This is a genomic window from Streptomyces viridiviolaceus (assembly GCF_014650995.1).
Lineage (GTDB): Bacteria > Actinomycetota > Actinomycetes > Streptomycetales > Streptomycetaceae > Streptomyces > Streptomyces viridiviolaceus.
The window spans coordinates 80,276-103,470 of the sequence record NZ_BMWA01000011.1 but is presented as its reverse complement, the minus strand read 5'-3'; the positions used below and the strand labels follow the sequence as shown (position 1 = coordinate 103,470).

Below are 23,195 nucleotides of genomic sequence, written 5' to 3'. Positions count from 1 at the left end.
CGACCCGGCCCCGACCCGCGCTACGCCGACAGCTCTTCCCGCAACGCGTCCCGCAACCGCGCCGCCCGCTCCGCCACCTCCCCGGGCCCCAGCGACACCGCCCGGTCGGCCCACCGCTGCCCCTCGGCCAGGTCCCCCCGGCGGGCACAGACCAGGGCGAGGCGCAGCGCCGCCCGTCCGTGCCCGGCGTCGGCCGCCCGTCTCCACCAGACGACGGCCTCCGGCTCGCTCCCCTCCCGGGCCAGCAGCAGCCCCAGGTTGAACGCGCCGTTGCGGGAGCCGGCCTCGGCCGCCTCCCGGTACCAGCGCGCCGCGTCGATGACGTCCCCCCGGGCCGCGGCCAGCATCCCGACCCGCACCTGGGCCCGGCGGTGCCCCTGGGAGGCCGCCCGCTCGTACCACTCCTCGCACTCGGTCCTCTCGTGCGCGCTCTCGCCCAGCTCGTGCGCGGGCGCCGGCGGCCGGCGTGCGTCGAGCAGGGTCGCCAGCCGGTACGCGGCCTCCGCGCTGCCGCCCCCCGCGGCGCACCGCAGGAAGCGCTCCGCGTCCCGCTCGTCGCCGGCCCGCAGCCGAGCCATTCCGACCTGCAGCGCCGCCTCCGTGTGCCCGGCGGCCGCCGCCTGCTCGTACCACCTGAGCGCCGCCCGGTCCTCGCGCCGCCCTGCGTGCAGGATGCCGAGGTTGAAGGCCGCGTCGACGCTTCCCGCCTCCGCGGCCTTGGAGAACCACGGCTCGGCACCGGTCTCGTCCCCGCTCCTCAGCAGCAGGATCGCGAGCGCGTTCGCGGCCTCGCGGTGTCCGGCGTACGCCGCGCGCCGGTACCACTGCTCGGCCTGCGCGGTCCGTCCCTGCTCGGCGCAGAGCAGACCTAGGTTGTAGGCGCCGTTGTCGTCCCCGGCGTCCATCGCCGCCCGGTACCACCGCTCGGCGGTCTGGGTCTCGCCGCGCTCGGCGTGCAGCGCGCCGAGCGCGTTGGCCGCGTTGCCGTCCCCGTCCTGCGCGGCCCGCAGCCACCACACGGCGGCGCTCTCACCGTCGCCGGCGTCGCGCAGCAGGAAGCCCAGCGCGCATGCGGCGCGCGCCTCGCCGTCCTTGGCGGACGTCAGGTACCAGCGCCCGGCCTCCTTGAGCTCGCCCCGCTTCTCCAGGATCGCCCCGAGGTGCAGTGCCGCCCTGCGGTGACCGCGGGCGGCGGCCTGCCGGTACCACTGCTCGGCCTCGGCCGCCGCGGTGGTTCCGGCGCCCCCGTCGCCGTCGGACTCCCGCGTGGACCGCCGGTCCAGCGTCCGCGCCAGCCGGTACGCGGCCTCCCGGTGCCCCTGCTCGGCCGCGGCCCGCATCCACTTCTCGGCCCCCGGGTCTCCACGGTGCTCCAGCAGGTCGGCGAGCGCGTAGGCGCCCAGCGCGTGTCCCTGCTCGGCGGACTGGCGCAGCCAGTACTCGGCGGCGGGCTCGTCCCCGCGCTCGCGGAAGTGCCGTCCCAGCGCGTGGGCGGCCGCGGCGGATCCGGCGACGGCTGCGATCCGCCACCATCCGGCTGCCTCGTCGGCGTACCCGCGCTGGTGCAGCAGGACACCGAGGTTGTTGGCGGCGGCCCGGTCGCCGGCGGCGGTGGCGGCACGCAGGTGGGACTCGGCTCCGTCGAGATCGCCGCGGCGCAGCAGCATCGCCCCGAGGACGCTCATCGCCTCGACGTCACCGGCCTCGGCGGCAAGCCTCTGGCGTACTTCCTCGGCGGCCTCGTCGGCGGCTTCCTGGGCCTCGTCCCCGGTCTCCTCCCGACCGGAGGGCTGCGCAAAACGCCCTGTTCCGAACAGATTTGCCTTGTCCCCCATAACGTCCATCGTCGCACCACCTGCAACCTGGGTACATCAGGTATACCGCAGCCATTGAGGTCACTTCAGCGTTTTGTCGACATGCCCACAGGGAGACAAGTCAAACACAGATCCCCCAACTCCCGTTGTCGGCGCGGCCGTCACCTGTGCCAGCACATGCGTTCGCACATCACAAAGGCCCGGATCCCTTGAGGGATCCGGGCCTTTGCCGTCACTCGCGAACTGCGAACGACACCAGTAGCGGGGACAGGATTTGAACCTGCGACCTCTGGGTTATGAGCCCAGCGAGCTACCGAGCTGCTCCACCCCGCGCCGTTGTGTTCACAACCGTATCACGGCGCGGGGCGGAGCGGCTCGGCATGATCATCCGCCGTCGGTCGGGGTCGGACCGGGACTGGCCCCGCCGTCCCCGTTCTTACCGCTCTCGTCGGCCTTGGCCTGTGCTTCCTCGGCCCGCCGCAGGGCGTCCTCGAGGTCCTTCTGCGCCTCGCCGTACGCCGTCCAGTCGTTCTCCTTCAGGGCCTCCTGGCCGGCCTCGAAGGCCTTCTGGGCGTCGTTCAGCGCCTCTTGGACCGTCGGGTTGGTGGACGTCGGCGGCGGCTTGGTGGTGTCCCCGTCCTCCTTGGGCGGCTCGGCCGCCGAACCCTCCGCTCCGAAGACCTTGTTGAGGGCCTCGTCGAGCGTGTTCTCGAAGGCGGTGTTGCCTCCGTAGGTCACCAGGACCTTCCGCAGCAACGGGTACTTGAGTCCGCCACCGCGTACGTAGACCGGCTCCACGTACAGCAGCCCTCCGTCGAGCGGCACCGTCAGCAGGTTGCCGTACTCGACCTCCGAGTCGCCGCCTCTCAGCAGCCTGATCGACTCGGCGATGTCCTGTTCGGAGTTGAACTGGCTCTGGACCTGCTTGGGTCCGTCGACGGTCGTGCTCGTCGGCAGTTTCAGGATTCTGATCTTGCCGTAGCCGCTGGTGCCCGCCTCGGCGTCGACCGCCATGAAGGCGCTGAGGTTGTCACGTCCGTTGGGCGTGAACGTCGTCGTGAGCGAGAACGCCTGCTGCTCCTGGTCGGGCATCTTCATGCTCAGGTAGTACGGCGGCACCGCGTTGCCCGACTTGTTGGTCGGGTCGTCCGGCACCTGCCACACCTCGCTGCCGCTGAGGAACGTCTCCGCGTCCTTCACGTGGTAGCGGGTGAGCAGCTCGCGCTGGACCTTGAACAGGTCCTGCGGGTAGCGGAGATGCGCCATCAGCGCGTCGGAGATCTCGCTCTTGGCCTCCACCGTGTCGGGGAACGCCTTCATCCAGGTCTTCAGGACCGGGTCCTTGGTGTCCCACTGGTAGAGCTTGACGTCGCCGGTGTACGCGTCGACGGTCGCCTTCACCGAGTTGCGGATGTAGTTGACCTGGTTCTGCTGGGCCACGACCGCGCGTGAGTCGTTGCTGGCGGTCAGCGAGTCGGCCGTGGTGCTGCCGAGCGTCGTACGGGAGGCGTACGGATAGCCGTTCGTCGTGGTGTACGCGTCGACGATCCACTGGATGCGGCCGTCCACCACCGCCGGATAGGCGTCGCCGTCGATGGTCAGCCATGGGGCGACCGCCTCGACGCGCTCCTTGGGCGTGCGGTTGTACAGGATCTTCGACCCGTCGCCGATCGCACCGGAGTACAGGATCTGCGGCTCGCTGAACGCCACCGCGTACGCGGCCCGGTTGATCGGGTTGGACAGGTCCACCCCGCCGTCGCCCTTGTAGCTGGTGGTCTTCTCACCGCTGTCGTCGGAGTAGTCGATCTCCTTCTGGGGACCGCCGACGATCGAGTACGTGTTGGTCTTCTCGCCGTAGTAGATCCGCTGCTCGTACCTGGGCAGGTCGCCCTTGGACGGCAGGTTGGACTCGGTGAAGACCGGGCGGCCCTCGGAGTCGACCTCGGTGCCCTTGGCCGCCACCACGCCGTAGCCGTGGGTGTAACGGAAGTGGTTGTTGATCCAGTTCTTCTTCGGGATGCCGGCGAGGTTCAGCTCGCGCAGGCCGATGACCGTGTCCTGGTCCTTGCCGTCCTTGGAGTACCGGTCGACGTCCAGGTTGTTCGGGAACGCGTAGTAGTTCCGCATCTGCTGGAGCTGCTGGAACGTCGGCGAGACGATGTTGGGGTCCATGATCCGGATGGACGCCGTGGCGTCGGCGTCGTCGCGGAGCTTGGCCTTGTCGTCGCTGTTGCCCTTGCCGGAGTACTCGGTGACCTGCGTGCCCTCGATGCCGTACGCCTCACGCGTGGCGTTGAGGTTCTTCTCGACGTACGGCGCTTCCTTGGCCTGCTCGTTCGGCTGGACCTGGAACTTCTGCACGAGCGCCGGGTACAGGCCGCCGATGAGGATCGCCGACAGCACCATCAGGCCGAAGCCGATCACAGGCAGCTGCCAGGTCCGCCGCCACAGGGTGGCGAAGAACAGCAGCGCGCAGATGACGGCGATGCAGAAGAGGATCGTCTTGGCCGGCAGGTAGGCGTTGGCGTCGACGTAGCGCAGGCCCGTCCAGTTGTCGGTGGCCTTGAAGTCGCTGGACTTCACCGCCAGCCCGTACCGGTCCAGCCAGTAGGCGACCGCCTTCAGCGCGACGAAGACGCCGAGGAGCACCGACAGGTGCCCGGTGGCGGCGGCCGTGGCGCGGGCGCCCGGGCTGGTGATGCGCAGTCCGCCGTACAGGTAGTGGGTGAGCGCGGCGGCGATCACGGAGAGGATCGCGGCGGCGAAGCCGAAGCCGAGCAGGAACCGGTACCAGGGCAGGTCGAAGGCGTAGAAGGAGACGTCCAGCTTGAACTGGGGGTCCTTCTGTCCGAAGGGCACGCCGTTGACCCACATCAGCCAGGTCCGCCACTGGCTGGACGCCGAGGCGCCGGCGATCAGGCCGACCAGGGCGGTGATGCCGAGCAGCAGCCACTTCTTGTACGGGGCGATGCCCATCCGGTACCGGTCGAGGTTCTGCTGCTCCATCGACATGGCGCTCAGCGGCGGACGCAGCCGGTGGGCGAGCCAGATGTTGAACCCGACGGCGAGCGCCATGAGCAGACCGAAGACGAAGAAGAGCCCGATCTTGGTCCACAGGGTCGTCGTGAACACCGACGAGTAGTGGACCGACCGGTACCACAGCCAGTCCGTCCAGAAGCCCGCGAACATGGTGAACGCCATGCCGAGCACGGCAAGGACACCAAGCGTCATCAGCAGGGTCCGGACACGCCGGGACGGGCGTCCCACTCTCATCCGCGGCCCTGTCGGGCCTCCGCCGCGGTCCGGCATCTGGAAAGCCAAGGTGCGCACCTCGAAGTTCGCTGTTGATCCGTCAGGCCCTCGGGTTCGTGGGCCCCCCGTGCGCCCCCGTCATCGTGGGCCCACACCTATGCAACTTACTCATCGTTTACTCGGTTCCCGATTCGGGCCAGGAACGAGGCAGGATTGTGACCATGTCCAACACCCCCATGGCAGCGAGCCCGCTCACCCGGGCCGTACTCGAGATCGACGAGTACGTCTCCGGCCTCGGCTGGGACCAGCCCGCACGCCTCTTCGCACTTGTAGACACCGCACGGCTGCGGGCCGAGCAGCCCACGCTCGCGGACCGGCTCGGTCTTCCGGACGAGCCGGAGACCTCCGGCCTGACCCCGATCGAGCAGGACGAGATTCCAACGGATCAGCCGCTGGACGAGTTCCTGGGCACGATCGCCTGGCCGGACGCGGTGGCCGGCTGCGCGCTCGCCGTGGAGCGGCTGATGCTGCCGCCGTCCGCCGAGGCGCAGGTGCCCGGCGGCCTGGACGAGGCCAAGCTCGCCCAGTGGGTGGCGGAGCACCCGGACCGCCAGGAGGTCCGCATGACGGTGGCGGTGCTGCGCGACGGCACCCGTGAGTCGGCCCTGCGGCTGCGCGAGAAGGACTCCCCCACGGAGGTCCTCACGGGCTCCGATCTGGTGCCGGGCCTGGCCCAGGCCCTGACGGCGACGTTCGAGGAGTAGCCGCAGGACCGCTCGGTCCGGCTACTTCGTCGTGCACTTCGGCAGGTCGCCGGTCTTCCCCGAGCGGATGTCCTTCAGGGCGCCGAGGGCGTCGTCGATGGTGTCCACCTTGACCAGGGTGAGCCCCTCGGGGATGTCCGCGGCGGCGGCCGCGCAGTTGTCGGCGGGTGTCAGGAAGTACTGGGCGCCCTTGCTGCGCGCGCCCAGGGTCTTCATCCCGATGCCGCCGATCGGGCCCACCTTGCCCGCGTCGTCGATGGTGCCGGTGCCGGCGACGAACTTGCCGCCGGTGAGGCTGCCCGGGGTGAGCTTGTCGTAGATGCCGAGCGCGAACATCAGGCCGGCGCTGGGACCGCCGACGTCGGCGAGCTTGATGTCGATGGAGAACGGGAACGTGTGGTCGGTCCCGGCGGAGATGCCGACGACGGCGCGTTTCTCACCGGCGTCGTCCGAGGTCGTCGTGGTGATCGTCACTTCCTCGGTCTTCGTCGGCGTCCGGTTCTCCTTCTCCGCGGCGGCCTGCTCCTTGGCGGGCACGACCGTGAAGACGACGTCCTGTCCGGGCTTGTGCTCGGTCACCAGATCGGCGACGTCGCCGGGCTCCCCGACCGTCCTGCCGTCCACGGCCTTGATCACGTCGCCGGCGTGCAGCCGGCCCTCGGCCGGGGAGTCCTTGACGACCGTGGAGACGACCACCCAGGACTTCACCGGGATGTCGAGCTCCTTCAGGGCGGCGACCTTGGCGCTCTCCTGGGACTGGCTGAACTCCTCGGCGTTCTCCTGGGTGGCCTCTTCCTCGGTCTTGCCGTCGGGGTAGAGGGTGTCGTGCGGGACCACCCGGTTGTCGTGCGCCAGCCAGCCGTAGACGGCCTCCACGAGGTTCATCCGGTAGTCGGCGCTGGTGACCCGGACGGTGGTCATGTTCAGATGCCCGCTCGTCTCATAGGTCTTGTGCCCCGAGATCTGCAGCACCGGCTCACCGTCGTGGTCCCCGAGCGTGTTCACCGTCGGCCCCGGGGACATCTCCGCGTACGGCACGGGGATGAAGACTCCCGCGCACAGGAGCGCGATCAGCATCAGGGTGGAGGCGAGCATCGTCGCGGTGCGGCGTGGCATGGCACGACAGTACGGGACGCGGCTGTCGGAACACCGTCAGGGCGGCCTCCCGTCAGGCGCCCGTGCGGGACCTCTCCATGGCTTCGCGGAACCGGGCGTACCCGTCGAGCTCGGGACCGTCACTGCGTACCTTGCGCGTCCGGTTGGCCCAACTGCCCCACAGACCCGCGACGACAGCAGCCACAAGCGGAATCAGCAACCAGGCGAGCGCCGCCATGCCGACCTCCCAACCCCATGAGCGTCCGCGACTGACTGATCAGCAGATTAACCATCTGCAGTGACAACGCTCACGCCGGGGGGGCGGTTACGCAACCGGAGGGACAGCGGGCGACAGGGGGACGCCACGGGTGACGGTGTGACGCTCAGCAGGCGCCGACCCACTCCTCGGTCCCGTCGGAGAAGGTCTGGTGCTTCCAGATGGGCACTTCGTGCTTCAGGTCGTCGATCAGCTTCCGGCACGCGTCGAACGCCTCGCCCCGGTGCGGACAGGACACGGCGACGACGACGGCGAGATCCCCGACCTCCAGGTCCCCCACACGGTGCACGGCGGCCAGCGCCCGCACCGGGTACTCCGCGACCACCTTCTCGGCGATGCGCCGCATCTCGGCCTCGGCACTGGGGTGGCAGGAATACCCGAGCCGGTCGACGTCGGCGCCCCCGTCGTGGTTCCGCACGGTTCCCACGAACAGTGCGGTCCCCCCGGACGCGTCGTCGCCGACGGCCCGGAAGACCTCGTCCACGGAGAGGGGCGTCTCCCGGATGCCGATCAGCTTGACGGGGTCCGGCGCCGCCTGCTCGCCGGGGTGGTCGTTCGTGGATGCCATGGGTCCATCGTGCCCCACGGCCCGGACGAGGCGGAATAGCGCTATCACCCGGCACGCGCGCGTACCGCTTTGGAGCCTCCTACAGGCGGCCGTCCGCGCGGCTCGGACGGAGAAGGCTCGGACGGAGAAGGTGACCCGTTCGGCGGAAGCCCGCCTCAGATCCGTCGCCGGGCCTTGCGTGCCCGCCGGACCACCGCGGCGGCACCGAGCAGCGCCACCGTCGCTCCCGCGGCACCCGCCGCCGTCGCGTCCTTCCGCCCGAGGCGGCGACCGGCGACCGTGTGCCGACCGGAGACCTCCTCCAGCAGCTCCGCGAGCACCTCCTCGTTGGTGTACTTCGGCCGCCACCCGGCGTCGTGCAGCCGGCTGCCGCTCACCACCCAGGGGTACATCGTGTACGCCAGGTCCCCGGCCGGCGAGGGCGTCAGCCCGATCCGGTGCAGCCGGGCCGCCGCGCCCAGCGCGACCGCCGACGGCAGCTCCATCCGCCGGATCCCGCTGAGCTCCTCGACCTCCTCCTGCTCCAGCCATCCGTCACAGCCGACGGCCAGCTCGCCCTCGGCCTTCTCCAGTACGGCGTACTCCAGGGCGCTGCACAGGTCCTCGACGTGGCAGAACTGCCAGGCGGGCCGCGAGCCGGCCACGACGAGCAGGCGAGGCGACTCGAAATACCTGGTGAGCGCGGTGTCGGTGCCTCCCACCAGCACCGCCGGACGCACCACGGTGACGTTCAGCCCCGGATGCGCCCGCGGAGCCCGCCGCGCCAGCCGCTCGATCTCCAGCAGGTCCCCGACCCCGGTCGCCTCGGCCGTGGCCCGCAGCTCGGCGTCCTCCGACAGCGGCAGCTCGTTGTCCGGCAACGCCCCGTAGACCATCGAGGACGTGCACAGCACGACCCGGTGGACGCCGGCGGCCGCGGCCGCGGTCAGAACGGTCTGCGTCCCCCGGACGTTGTAAGCGGTCCTGGCGGCACCGTCGGTCTCCAGGTCGAGGTCGAGCGCCAGGTGCACCACCACGTCCGCCCCGCGCAGCTTGTCGGCGATGGCCGGATCCCGTACGTCCAGGATGTGCCACTGCGCCGCTGCGCACTCGCCGCGCCGCTCGTCGATGGCGAGGACCTGCTTGATCTCGTCCGACGCGGCCAGCCGCTCGGTGAGCAGCGCGCCGACGCCGGTCGCGGCACCGGTGACCGCGACTACGGGTCCGCGGGCGTTGGGGCCGACGGAACTGGTTGACTGGTTTCGCGCTGCGCGAACCTGCGGATCTGGGGAACTCACCGGGCGTCTCCAGCGGTTGTCTTCTGTACGGGCGCGAGCGACGCGTACGTACCAGGTGGCATCCATCCTGCCGCAGGCCGTCAGTCGGCGAAGCACCGAGGCCCGAACCGCCCGGGGTGTCTACGCTGGGTGGTGATGTCGGGCAGCCGTGCCGCCGGAAAGAACCGGCGGCCCTACCAGCCGAGGAACCCCGTGAGTGACACCCCATTCGGATTCGGCCTTCCGCCGGAGGAGCCGGACGACGGCGACGAGGGCAAGAAGAAGGACCAGCAGAGCGGCGGTGGTCAGGGACCTGCCAACCCGTTCGGTTTCGGGCTGCCCGGAGCCGGAGGCCCGGGCGGCCCCGGTGCGGACAATCCGTTCGCTGCCATGTTCGGTTCGCTGAACCCCACCGACCTGGGCGCCGCGTTCCAGCAGCTGGGCCAGATGCTCTCCTACGAGGGCGGTCCGGTGAACTGGGACATGGCCAAGCAGATCGCCCGCCAGACCGTCGCCCAGGGCGCCCCGAACGGCACCAAGGACGCCAGCGTCGGCCCCGCCGAGCGCAGCGCCGTCCAGGAGGCCGTCCGCCTGGCGGACCTGTGGCTGGACGACGCGACCGCCCTGCCCTCCGGCGCGGGCTCCGCGGTGGCCTGGAGCCGCGCGGAGTGGGTCGAGGCGACCCTTCCCGCCTGGCAGGAGCTCGTGGACCCGGTCGCCGAGCGCGTCGGCAACGCCATGGGCGATGTGCTGCCCGAGGAGATGCAGGCCATGGCCGGCCCGCTGATCGGCATGATGCGCTCCATGGGGGGCGCCATGTTCGGCACGCAGATCGGGCAGGCCGTCGGCGTGCTCGCCGGCGAGGTCGTCGGCTCGTCCGACATCGGTCTGCCGCTCGGTCCGGCAGGCCGGGCCGCGCTGCTGCCGGCGAACATCGAGGCGTTCGGCAAGGACCTCGGCGTGCCGCAGGAGGAGGTGCGGCTGTACCTCGCCCTGCGCGAGGCCGCCCACCAGCGCCTCTTCGCGCACGTGCCGTGGCTGCGCTCGCACCTGTTCGGCGCGGTCGACGGCTACGCGCGCGGGATCAAGGTCGACACGGCCAAGCTGGAGGACGTGGTCGGCCAGTTCGACCCGCAGAACCCCGAGCAGCTGCAGGAAGCCCTCCAGCAGGGCATGTTCCAGCCGGAGGACACCCCCGAGCAGAAGGCGGCCCTGGCCCGTCTGGAGACGGCCCTGGCGCTCGTCGAGGGCTGGGTGGACGCGGTGGTCCACGCCGCCGCCAAGCCGCGTCTGTCGTCCGCGGACGCACTGCGCGAGACGCTGCGCCGCCGCCGCGCCTCGGGCGGCCCGGCCGAGCAGACCTTCGCCACGCTGATCGGCCTGGAGCTGCGCCCGCGCCGCCTGCGTGACGCCTCCCGCCTGTGGGCGTCGCTGACGGACGCGCGCGGTGTCGACGGCCGGGACGGCCTGTGGGCCCACCCGGACATGCTGCCGACGGCCACCGACCTGGACGACCCGGACGGTTTCGTGCACCGCGAGCAGCTGGACTTCTCCGAGCTGGACAAGATGCTCGGCGAGGCCGCGGGCAAGCCCGACCTGAGGAAGAAGGACGAGGGCGAGGACAAGAACACGGGCGACGACGCCGAGTGAGCCTCCATGACGACGCCGTCCTGGTCCTGAAGGACTACGAGGGCCAGGACGAGCTGCGGCAGGTCTATCTGGACCACCTGGCGGCCCACCCCGACGGCCTGTGGAAGGCCTGCCGGGACGGTCACATCACGGCGAGCGCCCTGGTGGTCGACCCGACGCGCGAGCGTGTCCTGCTGACCCTGCACGGAAAGCTGCGCATGTGGCTGCAGATGGGCGGCCACTGCGAGCCCGGCGACGCGACACTGGCGGCGGCCGCGCTGCGCGAGGGGACCGAGGAGTCCGGCATCCCGGACCTGGCTCTGGTGCCCGGCGGTCCGGTGCGACTGGACCGCCATCACACGCCCTGTGCGTGGCACCTGGACGTCCAGTACGCCGCGGTGGCCCCGACGGGTGCCGTGGAGGCGATCAGCGACGAGTCCCTGGATCTGCGCTGGTTCGCCTACCACGAGGTCGCGGACGTGGCCGACGGGTCGGTCGTACGCCTGCTGGAGGCCACGCGCGCCAGGCTGTGAGCCTCGGCAACCGGTGAGGGGCGGCCGCACTGGTGGCCGCCCCTGACGTCTGCTCCCGGCGACGGTCAGCTCCAGACGTTGCCCTGGTTCTGCCCCCGGGCCCCCTGCTGGCCCATGCCGTACTGCGCGGCGAGGCCCGACCCGATCTGGGCGTTCTGCGGCGGCAGCAGCTCGCTGGGCTGGACGAGGGCGAAGCCGCTGCCCATGAAGCTGAGCTCCCAGCCCTCACCGGTGTTGCCGCGGCGCCGCCAGACCCCGGAGGAGTGCGTCTGGGCCTGCATCTGCACCCGCAGCCCCGTGGACCAGGCGACGATCGCGTCGGCGTCGCAGTTGACGTACTTGTCCGGCGTCACCTGCATCAGCAGCGGGGCGCCCGAGGTCATCAGGGCGACCCTGCCGCGGCCGGTGATGTTGAGCTGGTACTTCCCCGAGCCGGAGATGCCGTACAGGCTGTCGACGGCGACGACCTCGTGGTGCAGGGAGGAGTCCATGGCCAGCACATAGCTGCTGTCGACGGTGAGCCCCTCCTGGTCGACCTCCATCACGTGGATGTACTGGGCGAGGTTGGCGAAGAAGACCGTGCCCTGTCCGTGGCAGCGCATCAGGTCCAGGCCCTCACCGGTGTGCGCACGCGAGCGTGACTGGCTGTTGCTCTGGTACTCGGCGTCGAACTCGACGAGCCCCTGGTAGGCGACCATCGTGCCCTTGCGGGCGAGCACGTCGTCGTGGCCCTCCAGGGCGACGCGGAGCATGTGCTTGTTCTGCAGGCTCCAGCGTTCCTGGGTCTGCTGGTCGTTGTAGGCGAAAAGCGGGCTCTGCATGGTGTTCTGTCTCCCCCTCAGCCCCGGACCCGGAGGCGGTCGGTGCTGTCCTCGCTGGGCTGGACGACGACGATGCCCTGACCGGAGAAGGCCATCTGGTAGGCCTCGCCGCTGCCGCGGCCGATCAGCGACTGCGCCTTGAAGCTGCGCTTGCCCTTCACCTTGAGGTTCGGGGACCAGGCGACGAGCGCGTCCGGGTCGACGTACGTCTCGTCCTCGCCGCCGCCGCAGTCGACGACGATCGGCTTGCCCCGGGAGGTGAGCGCGACCCAGCCCTGTCCGGAGATCTTGGTGTTCCACAGGCCCTGTCCGGCGAACTTCGCCAGCCCCTTGACCCGCTCCACCCCCCAGGTGAGGTGGGCGTCGAAGGCGAGCAGGTTGGTGGCGTTGACAGAGATCCCGTCGCCATTGAGGTTGATGACGACGACGTTCGCACCGTAGTCGGCGAGGTAGAGCAGGCCGTCGCCGGAGCACTTCATCAGGGGCGCGCCCTCGCCGGTCATCCAGTCCTTCGCGATCTGGCGGACGGCCGGCGGGTTGGGCTCGTACTGCACGAACCCCTCGTAGGCGACCATCGAGCCCACGCGCGCGAGGAGGTCGTTGCCGGTCTGCATGGCGACCTTCAGCATGTGGTTGCCGTGGTTCTCCATGCGGGCGGTGACGGGTGCGGGGGCGTAGCCCGCGAGCGGCTGGTTCATGTCGGGCTCTCCCTCAGATCTCGTACGGCTGGACGACGACGAAGTTGCCGGGCGCCGCCCGGAACTGGAGGTTGACGCTCTCGCCCGTGTCGCCTGGGTAGGAGTTGCGACGCATCCGCACCTGGCTGGAGACGACCACCTGGGCGGCGGCCGACCAGGCGACCACGGCGTTGCAGTCGGCGAAGGTGGTGGGCGTCACCGGCAGCACCACGGGCATGCCGTGCGTCTTGACGACGATCGTGCCCGTTCCCTGGAACTGCATCGTGAACAGCGCGCCCCCGGGGATGCCGTGCCCCTCGATGCGGCGGACCTCGTACTGGAGGCTCTCGTCGAAGGCGAGGACGTTCTCCGCGGAGACGCACACGGCGTCGCCCTGGAGCTCGATGGGGTGCAGCATCGTGGAGTTGTCGGCGAGGAACACCTGTCCCTTGCCCGTACAGCGCATCAGCTGCATCTCCTGGCCGGTCGCGTTGCCCACGACCCGGCCGGCGAACCCGGCGCCCTTGTAGCTGAAGTCGACCTTGCCCTGGTAGAGCACCATGCTGCCCTGCCGGGCCAGTACGGGCTGACCGCCCACCCCGAGGTCGACGCGGACCAGCTTCTTGTTCTGCTGCGTCCAGCGCTGCCCGGTGCCGGTCTCCCGGAACTGCTGGAGCGCGGCTGCCACGCCGGCCCCCTGCGGCGCCCCCTGGGGCACGCCCTGCGGCGCGCCGTAAGGGGCCTGCTGGCCGGGGATCTGCCCGTGCTGGACGGGTGGCTGACCGTGGGGGACCTGCTGGCCGTAGCCCGGGGGCGGGGTCGGCTGACCGTAACCGGGCGGCGGGGCAGGGGCCTGGGGCGCCGGCGGCTGGGCGTAACCGGGAGGCGGCGGGGCGGTCTGGCCGGGTCCCTGGCCGTACGGCGGCTGCTGGCCCGGTTGGCCGTAGGGCGGCTGCTGGCCGTACGGCGCGGGCGCCGGGGCCGGGGGCGGCACCGGGGAGCCGGCGGGCGGTGTGTGCATGGGCGCGACGATGGTCGGCTGGGCGTGCACGTCGGGCGCCGGGGCGGGGGGCGGGGTGGCGCCGGGCGGCGGCGCGAAGCCCTGCGGAGCGGGGGCCGGAGCGGGCTGCGGGACGGGGGCCGGTTCCGGGGTTCCGGGGGCGGCGAACGCGGGCGGCGGCGAGGCCTGCGCGGGCGGGGCGAAGCCCGGAGCGGCGGCCTGCGGCTGCTGCGGGGCGGGCGGCTCCTCCTCGGCCACCTCGCCGCCGAAGTTCTTCAGCAGCGCGTCGAGACCACCGTCGAAGCCCTGTCCGACGGCGGCGAACCGCCACACGTCCTTCAGGTAGAAGTCGCCCAGCATCACGGCTCGCTCGGTGGAGAACTCCGAGCCGTTGAAGGGGTACCGGGCCACCTCCTCGCCGCCCGCGACGATCCGGATGTACCCGGGTCCCACCTGCGACATCTGCCCGGCGCCGTCGATCGTCGCCGTGAAGGAGAGCTTCTTGATCTGCGGCGGGATCCTGTCCAACGTGACCCGGAAGGACTCCGTGTCGCCCGCCTGGGCGCCCAGGAGCTGGATGGACTCCTCGGGGGACTTCGGCTGGTTGTAGAAGACGAAGTACCGGTCGTCCGTGAGCCGTTCGTCGGCGTCGAGGCCGAAGCAGCTGATGTCGAAGCTCAGCCCGGGTCCGGTGATCTGCACGCCTACGTACAGATCCGTGCCCGAGGTGAGGTCACTGATCCTGGCCTTGTGGCCGCGTTGGAATTCCCTGGCCATGCGTAACGACCGTCCCCCATCCGAGTGTGAGTGCGTCGCGCCAGGCTAACGGCAAAGTCGGACACCGGACGATGTCGGTACAGACCCGGTACAGAACCCGCGCGGGGCCGTATCGGACGCATCGAGGCAGCGGACGCGGCCTACTCGCTCCGGGCGCCCGGCACGTGCGGCAGCCGGTCTGCGGCGACGACGCCCTCGAGGTACCCGCGGGCCCGCTCGGTGCGCGGATACGCCTCCAGCAGCCGCCAGAAACGGGGTCCGTGCCCGGGAACGAGCAGATGCGCCAGCTCGTGCAGGAGGACGTAGTCGATGACGTACTCGGGCATGCCCTGCAGGCGGTGCGACAGACGGATGCTTCCCTCGGCAGGGGTGCACGAACCCCAGCGTGTGTTCTGGTTGGTCACCCAGCGGACCGAGGCGGGCCGGGCTCGCCCGTCGAAGTACTGGGCCGACAGGCGCTCCGCGCGCTCGGTCAGCTCGGCGTCACCGAGGACCCGCTTGCTCTCCTGGGCGGCGAGCTTGTCGAGCATGACGCTCACCCAGCGCTGTTCCTCCGCCTTGGACATGCGGGCGGGGATGAGGACGACCGTGCGGTCGCCCTCACGGTACGCGGACACCGTTCTGCGCCGGCGGGTGCTCCTGCGGACCTCGATCGCGCTCGCCCCCGAGCCGCTGGGCGGCGGATTCGTCGGCGTGCGCTGTGGCGCTCCGGCACGGTGCAGTGGGTCGGCGGACACGCCCCGACGTTACCCGCTGCACCCGGGGAAGTCCCGACTCCGGGGAGGTTCGGTGCCGATCCGCCACCGCCCTTTCCGGTGTGCGACTGATTTGTACGACGAATACCCACCGCTTGTGGACAACTTTCGACGCCCGGCGCCGCGGCCGGGCATGCTGGCAGTCGCCGGCGGATCCACGACCGACCATGCGACCGACCACCGCCGGGCACACGGGGACGTTCCGGGACCGGACATACGGGGGGCCTGTCATGCATCCGATGGTGAAGCCGGCGCTCAGGCGCGGCTGGCGCGATCTCAACACCGTCCAGTTCGGGATGACGCCGGCGCACGCGCTGACGCTCGGCCCGGTGGACACGGCCACGGGCAGTTTCCTGGAACTGCTCAACGGCACGCGCGGCACGGCGCTCCTGCGAGAGGAAGGGCGCCGCATGGATCTGCCGGACGGTCATGTCGACCGGCTGGTGGAGCGCCTGGCACGAGCCGGGCTCCTCGACGACTCCCGGGGCGGTGGGCCGGACGCCGACGCCTTGCGGGAGAAGAAGCAGGTCCTCGACCGGCTCCGCCCCGACCTGGCCTCGCTGTCCCTGACGACCTGCGAACCGGGCGAGGCGCTCAGGTCCCTGGCCGCCCGGCGTGCCCTGCGGGTTCAGGTCAGGGGTGCGGGCCGGGTGGGCGCGGTCCTGGCCTCGCTGCTGTCGGGCGCGGGCGTCGGGCAGGTCGACGTGCGCGACGGCGGCCGGGTCGAGCCGTGGGACGTCGCGCCGGGCGGGCAGCCCGCCGAGGCCGTCGGCGACCGCCGGGACGAGTCGGCCCGCCGGGCCGTACGCCGGGCGGCCCCGGACCGTCCGCCGCGCCGTGTCCCCACGACGGCGCCGGAGGACGGCGGCCCGGGCTTCTCCCTGGTGGTCCTCGCCCCGCGCGACGACGTCGCCGTGCACGCTCCCGATCCCTTTGCCGCGGAACCCTTCATGGCGACGGGCACGGTCCATCTGTATGCCGGTGTGGTGGAGGGAACCGGTGTCGTCGGCCCCCTGGTCCTGCCCGGTGAGACGGGCTGCGCCGGCTGCCTGCACGCCGACCGCACCGACCGGGACCCGGCCTGGCCTCGCCTGGTCGCGCAGTGGCGCTCCGGCAGACAGCGCCGAGTGCGTCCCTGCGACCTCACGCTGGCCACGGCCGTCGCAGGGCTGGCGGCCGCCCACGCGCTCGCTTTCCTGGACGGCCGCACGCCCTCCAGCTGTGGTGCGCGCTGGGAGGCCGCGCTGCCCGGCCTGCACTGGTGCGCGCGGCCCGTCCGGGCGCACCCCGAGTGTCCGTGCGGAGCCGCGGCGAAAGGTAAGCAGGAACACACCTCAGAAGAAGAGGATCGGCGCGAGACAATGGCGGAGCAATGGCCGTCGGCAGAAGTACGCCACAGGGCAGGGGCCGCACGGCCGGCTGGGACTTGGAGGGCGCATGTCTGATCTTCCCCGGAAGGCGGTCACCCGGACCGCCAAGCTCGCCGCGCTCCCGCTCGGCTTCGCCGGACGGGCGACCTGGGGACTCGGCAAGCGGATCGTCGGCGAGTCCGCGGAGATCGTCGGCCAGCAGCTGCAGCAGCGCACCGCCGAGCAGCTGTTCAAGGTGCTCGGCGAGCTCAAGGGCGGCGCGATGAAGTTCGGCCAGGCGCTGTCCGTCTTCGAGTCGGCGCTGCCCGAGGAGATCGCCGGCCCCTACCGGGCGGCACTGACCAAGCTGCAGGAGGCGGCGCCGCCCATGCCGACGCGCACGGTGCACTCCGTGCTCGAGGAGCGGCTCGGCGAGGACTGGCACGACCTGTTCGAGGAGTTCGAGGACAAGCCGGCCGCCGCGGCCTCGATCGGCCAGGTGCACCGGGCGGTGTGGCACGACGGCCGTGAGGTGGCGGTCAAGGTGCAGTACCCGGGTGCCGGCGAGGCCCTGCTCTCCGACCTGAACCAACTCAGCCGGTTCGCCCGCCTCTTGGGCCCGCTGATCCCCGGCATGGACATCAAGCCGCTGATCACGGAGCTGAAGGACCGGGTCTCCGAGGAACTGGACTACGACCTGGAGGCGCAGGCCCAGCGGGCCCACGCCGAGGAGTTCAGGGACGACCCGGACATCGTCGTGCCCGACGTCGTCCACCAGTGCGAGCAGGTCCTCATCACCGAGTGGATCGACGGCCTACCGCTGTCGGAGATCATCGCGGACGGCACCCCGGAACAGCGGGACCGGGCCGGTCAGCTGCTGGCCCACTTCCTCTTCTCCGGTCCGGCCCGCACCGGCCTCCTGCACGCGGACCCGCACCCGGGCAACTTCCGTCTGCTGCCCGGCGGGCCCGACGGTGACGAGGACTGGCGTCTGGGCGTCCTCGACTTCGGCACGGTCGACCGCCTCCCGGGCGGGCTGCCGACACCCATCGGCGAGGCCCTGCGCATGACACTCGACGGCGAGGCTGAGGCCGTCTACGAGATGCTGTGCGCGGAGGGCTTCGTCAAGGAGTCGATAGAGCTGGACCCCGACGCCGTCCTCGACTATCTCCTGCCGATCATCGAGCCGGCCCGGGTCGACGAATTCACCTTCACGCGCGGCTGGATGCGCAGCCAGGCGGCCCGGATCGCCGATCCCCGCTCTCCGGCTTACCAACTGGCCAAGCAGCTCAACCTGCCCCCGGCCTATCTCCTGATCCACCGGGTGACACTGAGCACGATCGGGGTGCTGTGCCAGCTGGGAGCCGCGGTGCGGCTGCGGGCCGAGCTGGAGGAATGGCTGCCGGGGTTCGTTCCCGAGGAGGAGACGGCGGACCAGGAGAAGGCAGCGGAAGCCTGAGTGCTGCGTTCCGCCGGGCACGGCCGGGCGGAACGCGCCGCGGGGGCCGGCCCGTTCGGACGTACCGGCCCCCGCGGGGAGAGCTCCGCCTCCCTGGCCGGGAGGCCACCGCTTCTGGTGTGTGGTCGGTTACTGCATGACCGCCATGGCGAGCGCACGCCGGGCGCGCAGCGAGGCGCGCTCCGCCCTGCGCTGCATCCGGCGGGCGGTCACCAGGCGCAGAGCCCGGCGCTCCCGCTCGGCCTCATGCAGGCGCTCGTGCATATGCGCACGTGCCAGGGCTTCTGGGATGAGTTGCATCTCTCGGGTCCTGTTCTGGCGCGAATCCTTCGCGCCGGTGGTGGTGAAGTCTTCAGGCGCGGAGCCTGTGATCTCGTCGGTGGACGGCTTCATCGGGGCCTGCTTCTTGGGGTCGTGCGTGAGGGGGCGGTCGATCGTTCCTGCGGTGTTCATGCCGTGACCGGGTTCTTGCGCGGGCGGCCACGCGGCCGCTTCCGGGCGACGACGACACCCTGGACGAACAGCTCGCCACCCCAGACGCCCCAGGGCTCACGCCGCTCCTTGGCGCCGGCGAGGCAGGCCTCGATCAGCGGGCAGGTGCGGCAGAGGGACTTGGCGTACTCCACGTCCGCCGGCGACTCCGCGAAGAAGACCTCCGGGTCGTAGGAACGGCACGGGACGGGCACGCCGAGGTTCTCGATGGCGTCGTCGAGCGCGGTGAGCGCGGTGAGCGGGGTCAAGGTGGAGTCCTCCGTGAGGCCGGGCTTGGGGATCGTGTCGGAAGGCGGTACGGACGGGGCGTGCGCTTCGAGTTGCACGGTTGGTCTTCCTCGTCTGGTCGTTCCGGCCGGTCGGCCGGGTGGCGGCTTGGTACCGGGTTCTTTTCTTGTCCCGAGGCTCCTTCGCGCTGTCTCCCCCGTTCGGGGAAAACAGAAGGGCCGCGGATCCCGGATGGGGTTCCGCGGCCCTGAAGGCGCCGGCCTGATCGGCGATCAGGCTGGATCACTCCAGGGTTCTGGCCCACGGAAGGCCCACATCAGGTGGTGCTGCGTCGTCTGCTTCCGGAATCCGGCACCGGTCGCCGTAAAGGCATAGGCATGCGCCTGTGCCACTACTGCTGCTTCCAGTGCCTTGGTCGGTCGCTCGCTGCGCTCGCGGACGGGAAGGCCCGCGGCGGCAGCGGAGGACGCCGGACGGACGGCAGGAATGCCGGACAGACCGGTGCCCGGGTTGGAAACGCCGAGCATGCACAGGGAGACGGCCGAGCGATCGGTCATTTTGACGATGGAGCTGCTGTTGATGCTGATCACTGGACTCGCCTCCTCTCGGCGTCTCGGGGGACCGGGGTGAACCGGTCCGCGGATATGCAAGTACAACACGGATTCAGGGCCTCCGGGAAGGCCGCTGCTCCCGTGTCCAAGAACCTATGGGGATTCCTGGGGCATGCGCAAACTATTTTTTCGACGAGTTTGCTTCAGCCCTCCTCGTCAACCCCGGCGATGTCCTGGCCTGCGCAGATGGCCAGCACGTCGGCTCCGTAGCGGTTGAGCTTGCGCGCTCCGACCCCTGGGATCCGCGCCAGCTCGCGCTCGTCCTCCGGGACGGACTCGGCGATCGCCATCAGCGTCTTGTCGGTGAAGACGCAGAAGGCGGGCTGTCCGCTGCGCCCCGCCTGGACCGCGCGCCACTCACGCAACCGCTCGTAGACACCCTCGTCCATGTCCGAGGGACAGTCCTCGCAGCGCATCAGCTTCATCTCGCCGGCGTCCGTGAGGGTGCGGCCGCAGACCCGGCAGCGGGCCGGGGTCCGTGGGACACGCCGGGGGGCCGCGTCCACTACGGCGCCGCTTCTGAAGCCGCGCTCCACGCCGCCGGCGCCACCTGCGGCCGGGCGGCCACCGGAAGCGGCGGAACCCGGGCGCAGTCCCTGGAGGAAGCGACTGGGCCGGCGGTTCGGGCGCCCGCCGGGCGAGCGGGCCAGTGCCCAGGAAAGGTGCAGGCGTTCGCGCGCGCGGGTGACGCCCACGTAGAGGAGGCGTCGCTCCTCCTCGATCTGCTCGTCGGTCTTTGCGTAGGTGATCGGCATCATGCCCTCGGCGACGCCCACCAGGAAGACGGCGTCCCACTCCAGGCCCTTGGCCGAGTGCAGGGAGGCGAGCGTGACGCCCTGCACGGTCGGGGCGTGTTGCGCATTCGCCCGCTCGTCGAGCTCCGCGACGAGGTCGCCCAGGGTGGCGCCCGCTCTGGCGGCGGCGAAGTCCTGGGCGAGGTTCACCAGGGCGGCCAGCGACTCCCAGCGTTCCCGGACGGCGCCGGACCCGGCCGGGGGCTGCGGTGTCCAGCCCTCCCCCGACAGCACGGCCCGAACCTGGGAGGGCAGGTCGACGGCGTCGTCGAGGAGGGAGTCGTTGCCGCCGAAGCGGGCCGCGGCCCGCAGGGCGCTGCCGGCCTTGCGGACCTCGGGGCGGTCGAAGAAGCGCTCGGCACCGCGCAGCTGGTAGGGCACGCCGGCGTCGGCCAGGGCCTGTTCGTAGGTCTCGGACTGCGAGTTCGTGCGGAACAGGATCGCGATCTCGGCGGCCGGGACACCCGCGTCCATGAGCTCGCGGATGCGGCGGGCGGCGCCTTCGGCCTCGGCGGGCTCGTCGGTGTACTCGGTGTAGACGGGCTCGGGGCCCGGGGGGCGCTGGGAGACCAGTTCGAGGCGGTGGTCGGCGGCCCGGCCCCGGGCCTGGGCGAGCAGGCCGTTGGCGAGGTGGACGACCTGCGGGGTGGAGCGGTAGTCACGGACCAGCTTGACGACCGTGGCGCCGGGGTGACGGACACGGAAGTCGAGCAGATGGTCGGGGGTTGCTCCCGTGAACGAGTAGATCGTCTGACTGGCGTCGCCGACCACGCACAGGTCGTCGCGGTCACCGAGCCACAGTTCCAGCAGCCGCTGCTGGAGCGGGCTGACGTCCTGGTACTCGTCCACCACGAAGTGCTGGTACTGGGCGCGGACCTGCTCGGCGACGTCCTGGCGGTCCTGCAGGACCGCCACCGTCAGCAGCAGCACGTCCTCGAAGTCGATGACGCCGCGTCCGCGCTTGAGGTCCTCGTAGGCGGAGTACAGCTGGGCGATCTCCGCCGGGTCGCGGGGGGCCTCACGGCCGGCCTTGGCCACCGCGAGGGCATAGTCGGCGGGGACGGTCTGGGTGACCTTGGACCACTCGATCTCGGCGGTGACGTCGCGCAGCTCGCCGCGGTCGAGGCGGACACGGCAGGCCGCGGCGGCATCGGCGACGAGCTGGATCTTGCGGTCGACGAGCCGGGGCAGTGAGCCACCGATCGCTTTCGGCCAGAAATACTGGAGCTGGCGCAGTGCCGCCGAGTGGAACGTGCGAGCCTGCACGCCGGCGGCGCCGAGCTGGCGCAGCCGGCCGCGCATCTCCCCGGCGGCGCGGTTGGTGAAGGTGACGGCGAGCACGCTGGAGGGCTGGAGGATCCCGGCGCGCACCCCGTAGGCGATGCGGTGGGTGATCGCCCGGGTCTTGCCCGTACCGGCACCCGCCAGCACGCACACCGGACCGCGCAGGGCGGTGGCCACCTCGCGCTGCTCGGGGTCGAGCCCTTCGAGCACCGCGTCGGCAGAGTCCGGTACCTGCGGGAAGAGGGTGGAGTGCGTTGCTGCTGTCACACAGCCATGCTGCCAGGTCGGCCGAGACGGGTGAGCCGGTTGTCCACAGGCACGCACCGATAGTCGTATCAATGCGACAGGCATCACGGTTGCGGGCGTCCGGCGGCCGGGGCTTCGGCACCGCCCGCGGGAATGGTGGCGCTTTCAAGTACGTTCACCCCCTGCGAGCACACTTCCCCCGAGCCGCCGAAGGAGCGCGAGAGACATGCCGGGCACTGTGACGATGTACAGCACCACGTGGTGCGGCTACTGCCGTCGGCTGAAGAGCCAGATGGACCGCGAGGGCATCGCGTACACCGAGATCAACATCGAGCAGGACCCGGAGTCCGCCGCGTTCGTGGAGAAGGCGAATGGCGGAAACCAGACGGTCCCGACCGTGCTCTTCCAGGACGGCTCGACGCTGACGAACCCGTCGCTGGCCCAGGTCAAGCAGAAGATCGGCGCCTAGGCGGAACGGTTCGTCATGCAGTAGAGGGGTGGTTCCTTCCGGATCGGGAGGAACCACCCCTCTGTCGTGCCTCAGACGAAGCTGCGCGTCGGCAGCGGCTTGCCGTACCAGAGCTCGATCAGGCGGGCCGCGATCGAGATGCCGTAGGGCGGGAGCACCTCGCCGGACTCGAAGGCGGCGTCCAGTTCGTCGCGGGAGAACCAGCGGGCCTCGTGGATCTCGTCACCGTCGACGGTGATGTCGGTCGAGGTGGCGCGGGCCGTGAAGCCCAGCATGAGACTCGACGGGAAGGGCCAGGGCTGGCTCGCGATGTACTCGACCGGACCGACGGTGATGCCGACCTCCTCGTAGACCTCGCGGCGCACCGACTGTTCGATGGACTCGCCGGGCTCCACGAAGCCGGCGAGCGTCGAGAAGCGGCCCTCGGGCCAGTGGACCTGGCGGCCGAGCAGGATGCGGTCGTCCTCGTCGGTGACGGACATGATCACCGCGGGGTCGGTCCGCGGGTAGTGCTCGGCACCGCAGGCGGGGCAGCGGCGGATGTGGCCGGCCGCCGCGATGACGGTGCGCTCCCCGCAGCGGGAGCAGAAGCGGTGCAGGCGCTGCCAGTTCTCCAGGGCGACCGCGTGCGCCATCAGTCCCGCGTCCCTGGGCGACAGGAGCAGACCGGCCTCGCGCAGGCCCGCCGGGCGCGCCGACTGGTCCATGCGACCGGGCAGGGAGTCCTTCTGGAGGGCGAAGTAGCTGACGCCGTCCCCGTCGGTGCCCAGGAAGTACCGGTGCGCTTCGGTCAGTGGGGCCTCGAACGAGGGCGTCATGACGAGTTCGGTGTCTCCGTCCGGTGTCTCGTCGATGAGGACCTGACCGCCGGAGACCACGAAGCAGCGCGTCGAGGGGTGGCTCCACGCCGCGGCGAGCCAGGCCTCGTCGAGCCGGTGGTGCGCGGCACGGTCGATGCCGCTCGGGGCGGTGAGCGAGATGGGTCGGTCGGCGATGTGGTCGGTCCAGGTGGTCACGGGTGCTTCCAACTCCCCCGGTGCAGCGG

21 protein-coding genes and 1 tRNA gene are annotated in these 23,195 nt (G+C 71.1%); 6 read left to right on the top strand and 16 right to left on the bottom strand.

All coding sequences use genetic code 11. The features are described from left to right. Window positions 1-20: 20 nt before the first annotated feature. From IE260_RS17625 to IE260_RS17615, 3 genes are all read right to left on the bottom strand, one after another. Window positions 21-1,844, bottom strand: a complete 1,824-nt coding sequence (locus tag IE260_RS17625) for a tetratricopeptide repeat protein (protein ID WP_189872908.1) — start codon at window positions 1,842-1,844, stop codon at window positions 21-23. Window positions 1,845-2,073: 229 nt separating this feature from the next. Beyond that, a tRNA-Met gene (locus tag IE260_RS17620) sits at window positions 2,074-2,147 on the bottom strand. Window positions 2,148-2,198: 51 nt separating this feature from the next. Further along, window positions 2,199-5,123 (bottom strand): UPF0182 family membrane protein, encoded by a 2,925-nt coding sequence (locus IE260_RS17615; protein WP_229880865.1) that lies wholly within the window; start codon window positions 5,121-5,123, stop codon window positions 2,199-2,201. Window positions 5,124-5,287: 164 nt separating this feature from the next. On the opposite strand from IE260_RS17615, the gene IE260_RS17610 reads away from it, so the two are divergent. After that, window positions 5,288-5,830, top strand: coding sequence for a PPA1309 family protein (locus IE260_RS17610; protein ID WP_189872904.1), 543 nt, complete (start codon window positions 5,288-5,290; stop codon window positions 5,828-5,830). Between the two features lie 21 nt (window positions 5,831-5,851). Here the strand turns inward: IE260_RS17610 and IE260_RS17605 are convergent, their stop codons facing one another. From IE260_RS17605 to IE260_RS17590, 4 genes are all read right to left on the bottom strand, one after another. Continuing rightward, on the bottom strand, window positions 5,852-6,946 hold the full coding sequence (locus IE260_RS17605; RefSeq protein ID WP_189872902.1) for a YlbL family protein: 1,095 nt from the start codon (window positions 6,944-6,946) through the stop codon (window positions 5,852-5,854). 52 nt (window positions 6,947-6,998) lie between these two features. Continuing rightward, entirely contained in the window at window positions 6,999-7,163 is a 165-nt protein-coding gene (locus IE260_RS17600) for a hypothetical protein (RefSeq protein WP_189872900.1), read from the bottom strand. Between the two features lie 145 nt (window positions 7,164-7,308). Then, window positions 7,309-7,770, bottom strand: coding sequence for a molybdenum cofactor biosynthesis protein MoaE (locus IE260_RS17595; protein ID WP_189872898.1), 462 nt, complete (start codon window positions 7,768-7,770; stop codon window positions 7,309-7,311). A 155-nt stretch (window positions 7,771-7,925) separates the two neighbouring features. After that, on the bottom strand, window positions 7,926-9,047 hold the full coding sequence (locus tag IE260_RS17590; protein WP_189872896.1) for an SDR family oxidoreductase: 1,122 nt from the start codon (window positions 9,045-9,047) through the stop codon (window positions 7,926-7,928). Between the two features lie 192 nt (window positions 9,048-9,239). Between IE260_RS17590 and IE260_RS17585 the strand changes: the two genes are divergently transcribed. Next, the gene (locus IE260_RS17585; RefSeq protein WP_189872893.1) at window positions 9,240-10,676 is read left to right on the top strand and encodes a zinc-dependent metalloprotease; all 1,437 of its coding nucleotides are present in this window, start codon (window positions 9,240-9,242) and stop codon (window positions 10,674-10,676) included. Beyond that, window positions 10,673-11,188, top strand: coding sequence for an NUDIX hydrolase (locus tag IE260_RS17580; RefSeq protein ID WP_189872891.1), 516 nt, complete (start codon window positions 10,673-10,675; stop codon window positions 11,186-11,188). Before IE260_RS17585 ends, IE260_RS17580 begins: the two co-directional genes overlap by 4 nt. A 65-nt stretch (window positions 11,189-11,253) precedes the next feature. On the opposite strand, the gene IE260_RS17575 is transcribed toward IE260_RS17580, so the two are convergent. The 4 genes from IE260_RS17575 to IE260_RS17560 form a co-directional block, all read right to left on the bottom strand. Then, window positions 11,254-12,009 carry an AIM24 family protein gene (locus tag IE260_RS17575; protein ID WP_189872889.1) on the bottom strand — a complete coding sequence of 252 codons (756 nt, stop codon included), beginning with the start codon at window positions 12,007-12,009 and terminating at the stop codon, window positions 11,254-11,256. 17 nt (window positions 12,010-12,026) lie between these two features. Beyond that, window positions 12,027-12,707: an AIM24 family protein gene (locus IE260_RS17570; RefSeq protein WP_030974882.1), complete on the bottom strand. Its 681-nt coding sequence runs from the start codon at window positions 12,705-12,707 to the stop codon at window positions 12,027-12,029. Window positions 12,708-12,720: 13 nt separating this feature from the next. Then, the gene (locus IE260_RS17565; protein ID WP_189872887.1) at window positions 12,721-14,463 is read right to left on the bottom strand and encodes a TerD family protein; all 1,743 of its coding nucleotides are present in this window, start codon (window positions 14,461-14,463) and stop codon (window positions 12,721-12,723) included. Window positions 14,464-14,603: 140 nt separating this feature from the next. Continuing rightward, on the bottom strand, window positions 14,604-15,200 hold the full coding sequence (locus IE260_RS17560) for a M48 metallopeptidase family protein (protein WP_189872885.1): 597 nt from the start codon (window positions 15,198-15,200) through the stop codon (window positions 14,604-14,606). Window positions 15,201-15,448: 248 nt separating this feature from the next. Here IE260_RS17560 and IE260_RS17555 point away from each other — a divergent pair, with 248 nt between their 5' ends. Then, window positions 15,449-16,663, top strand: coding sequence for a ThiF family adenylyltransferase (locus tag IE260_RS17555; protein ID WP_189872883.1), 1,215 nt, complete (start codon window positions 15,449-15,451; stop codon window positions 16,661-16,663). Further along, window positions 16,656-18,026, top strand: coding sequence for an ABC1 kinase family protein (locus IE260_RS17550; protein ID WP_189872881.1), 1,371 nt, complete (start codon window positions 16,656-16,658; stop codon window positions 18,024-18,026). The genes IE260_RS17555 and IE260_RS17550 overlap by 8 nt, the downstream gene beginning before the upstream one ends. A gap of 129 nt (window positions 18,027-18,155) precedes the next feature. Here the strand turns inward: IE260_RS17550 and IE260_RS17545 are convergent, their stop codons facing one another. From IE260_RS17545 to IE260_RS17530, 4 genes are all read right to left on the bottom strand, one after another. Next, window positions 18,156-18,479 carry a putative WhiB-interacting protein gene (locus IE260_RS17545; protein ID WP_189872878.1) on the bottom strand — a complete coding sequence of 108 codons (324 nt, stop codon included), beginning with the start codon at window positions 18,477-18,479 and terminating at the stop codon, window positions 18,156-18,158. After that, window positions 18,476-18,844, bottom strand: a complete 369-nt coding sequence (locus IE260_RS17540; RefSeq protein WP_188183286.1) for a WhiB family transcriptional regulator — start codon at window positions 18,842-18,844, stop codon at window positions 18,476-18,478. The genes IE260_RS17545 and IE260_RS17540 overlap by 4 nt, the downstream gene beginning before the upstream one ends. A 174-nt stretch (window positions 18,845-19,018) precedes the next feature. Then, window positions 19,019-19,336: a hypothetical protein gene (locus IE260_RS17535; RefSeq protein ID WP_189872876.1), complete on the bottom strand. Its 318-nt coding sequence runs from the start codon at window positions 19,334-19,336 to the stop codon at window positions 19,019-19,021. A 164-nt stretch (window positions 19,337-19,500) separates the two neighbouring features. Continuing rightward, window positions 19,501-21,702, bottom strand: coding sequence for an ATP-dependent DNA helicase UvrD2 (locus IE260_RS17530; RefSeq protein WP_189872874.1), 2,202 nt, complete (start codon window positions 21,700-21,702; stop codon window positions 19,501-19,503). A gap of 205 nt (window positions 21,703-21,907) precedes the next feature. On the opposite strand from IE260_RS17530, the gene IE260_RS17525 reads away from it, so the two are divergent. Beyond that, window positions 21,908-22,150, top strand: a complete 243-nt coding sequence (locus IE260_RS17525) for a mycoredoxin (RefSeq protein WP_189872872.1) — start codon at window positions 21,908-21,910, stop codon at window positions 22,148-22,150. A gap of 71 nt (window positions 22,151-22,221) precedes the next feature. Here the strand turns inward: IE260_RS17525 and nudC are convergent, their stop codons facing one another. Continuing rightward, a complete protein-coding gene (nudC, locus tag IE260_RS17520) occupies window positions 22,222-23,166 on the bottom strand; it encodes an NAD(+) diphosphatase (RefSeq protein WP_189872870.1) in 945 nt (314 codons plus the stop codon). Window positions 23,167-23,195 lie beyond the last annotated feature (29 nt).

Excerpts from the sequence above, each read along its gene's own strand:
- IE260_RS17525 (WP_189872872.1), top strand. The coding sequence starts at position 21,908 with ATGCCGGGCACTGTGACGATGTACAGCACCACGTGGTGCGGCTACTGC.
- IE260_RS17595 (WP_189872898.1), bottom strand. The coding sequence starts at position 7,770 with ATGGCATCCACGAACGACCACCCCGGCGAGCAGGCGGCGCCGGACCCC.
- IE260_RS17625 (WP_189872908.1), bottom strand. The coding sequence starts at position 1,844 with ATGGACGTTATGGGGGACAAGGCAAATCTGTTCGGAACAGGGCGTTTT.
- IE260_RS17550 (WP_189872881.1), top strand. The coding sequence starts at position 16,656 with ATGTCTGATCTTCCCCGGAAGGCGGTCACCCGGACCGCCAAGCTCGCC.
- IE260_RS17570 (WP_030974882.1), bottom strand. The coding sequence starts at position 12,707 with ATGAACCAGCCGCTCGCGGGCTACGCCCCCGCACCCGTCACCGCCCGC.
- IE260_RS17615 (WP_229880865.1), bottom strand. The coding sequence starts at position 5,123 with ATGCCGGACCGCGGCGGAGGCCCGACAGGGCCGCGGATGAGAGTGGGA.
- IE260_RS17575 (WP_189872889.1), bottom strand. The coding sequence starts at position 12,009 with ATGCAGAGCCCGCTTTTCGCCTACAACGACCAGCAGACCCAGGAACGC.
- IE260_RS17545 (WP_189872878.1), bottom strand. The coding sequence starts at position 18,479 with ATGAACACCGCAGGAACGATCGACCGCCCCCTCACGCACGACCCCAAG.
- IE260_RS17555 (WP_189872883.1), top strand. The coding sequence starts at position 15,449 with ATGCATCCGATGGTGAAGCCGGCGCTCAGGCGCGGCTGGCGCGATCTC.
- IE260_RS17600 (WP_189872900.1), bottom strand. The coding sequence starts at position 7,163 with ATGGCGGCGCTCGCCTGGTTGCTGATTCCGCTTGTGGCTGCTGTCGTC.
- IE260_RS17565 (WP_189872887.1), bottom strand. The coding sequence starts at position 14,463 with ATGGCCAGGGAATTCCAACGCGGCCACAAGGCCAGGATCAGTGACCTC.
- IE260_RS17605 (WP_189872902.1), bottom strand. The coding sequence starts at position 6,946 with ATGCCACGCCGCACCGCGACGATGCTCGCCTCCACCCTGATGCTGATC.
- IE260_RS17610 (WP_189872904.1), top strand. The coding sequence starts at position 5,288 with ATGTCCAACACCCCCATGGCAGCGAGCCCGCTCACCCGGGCCGTACTC.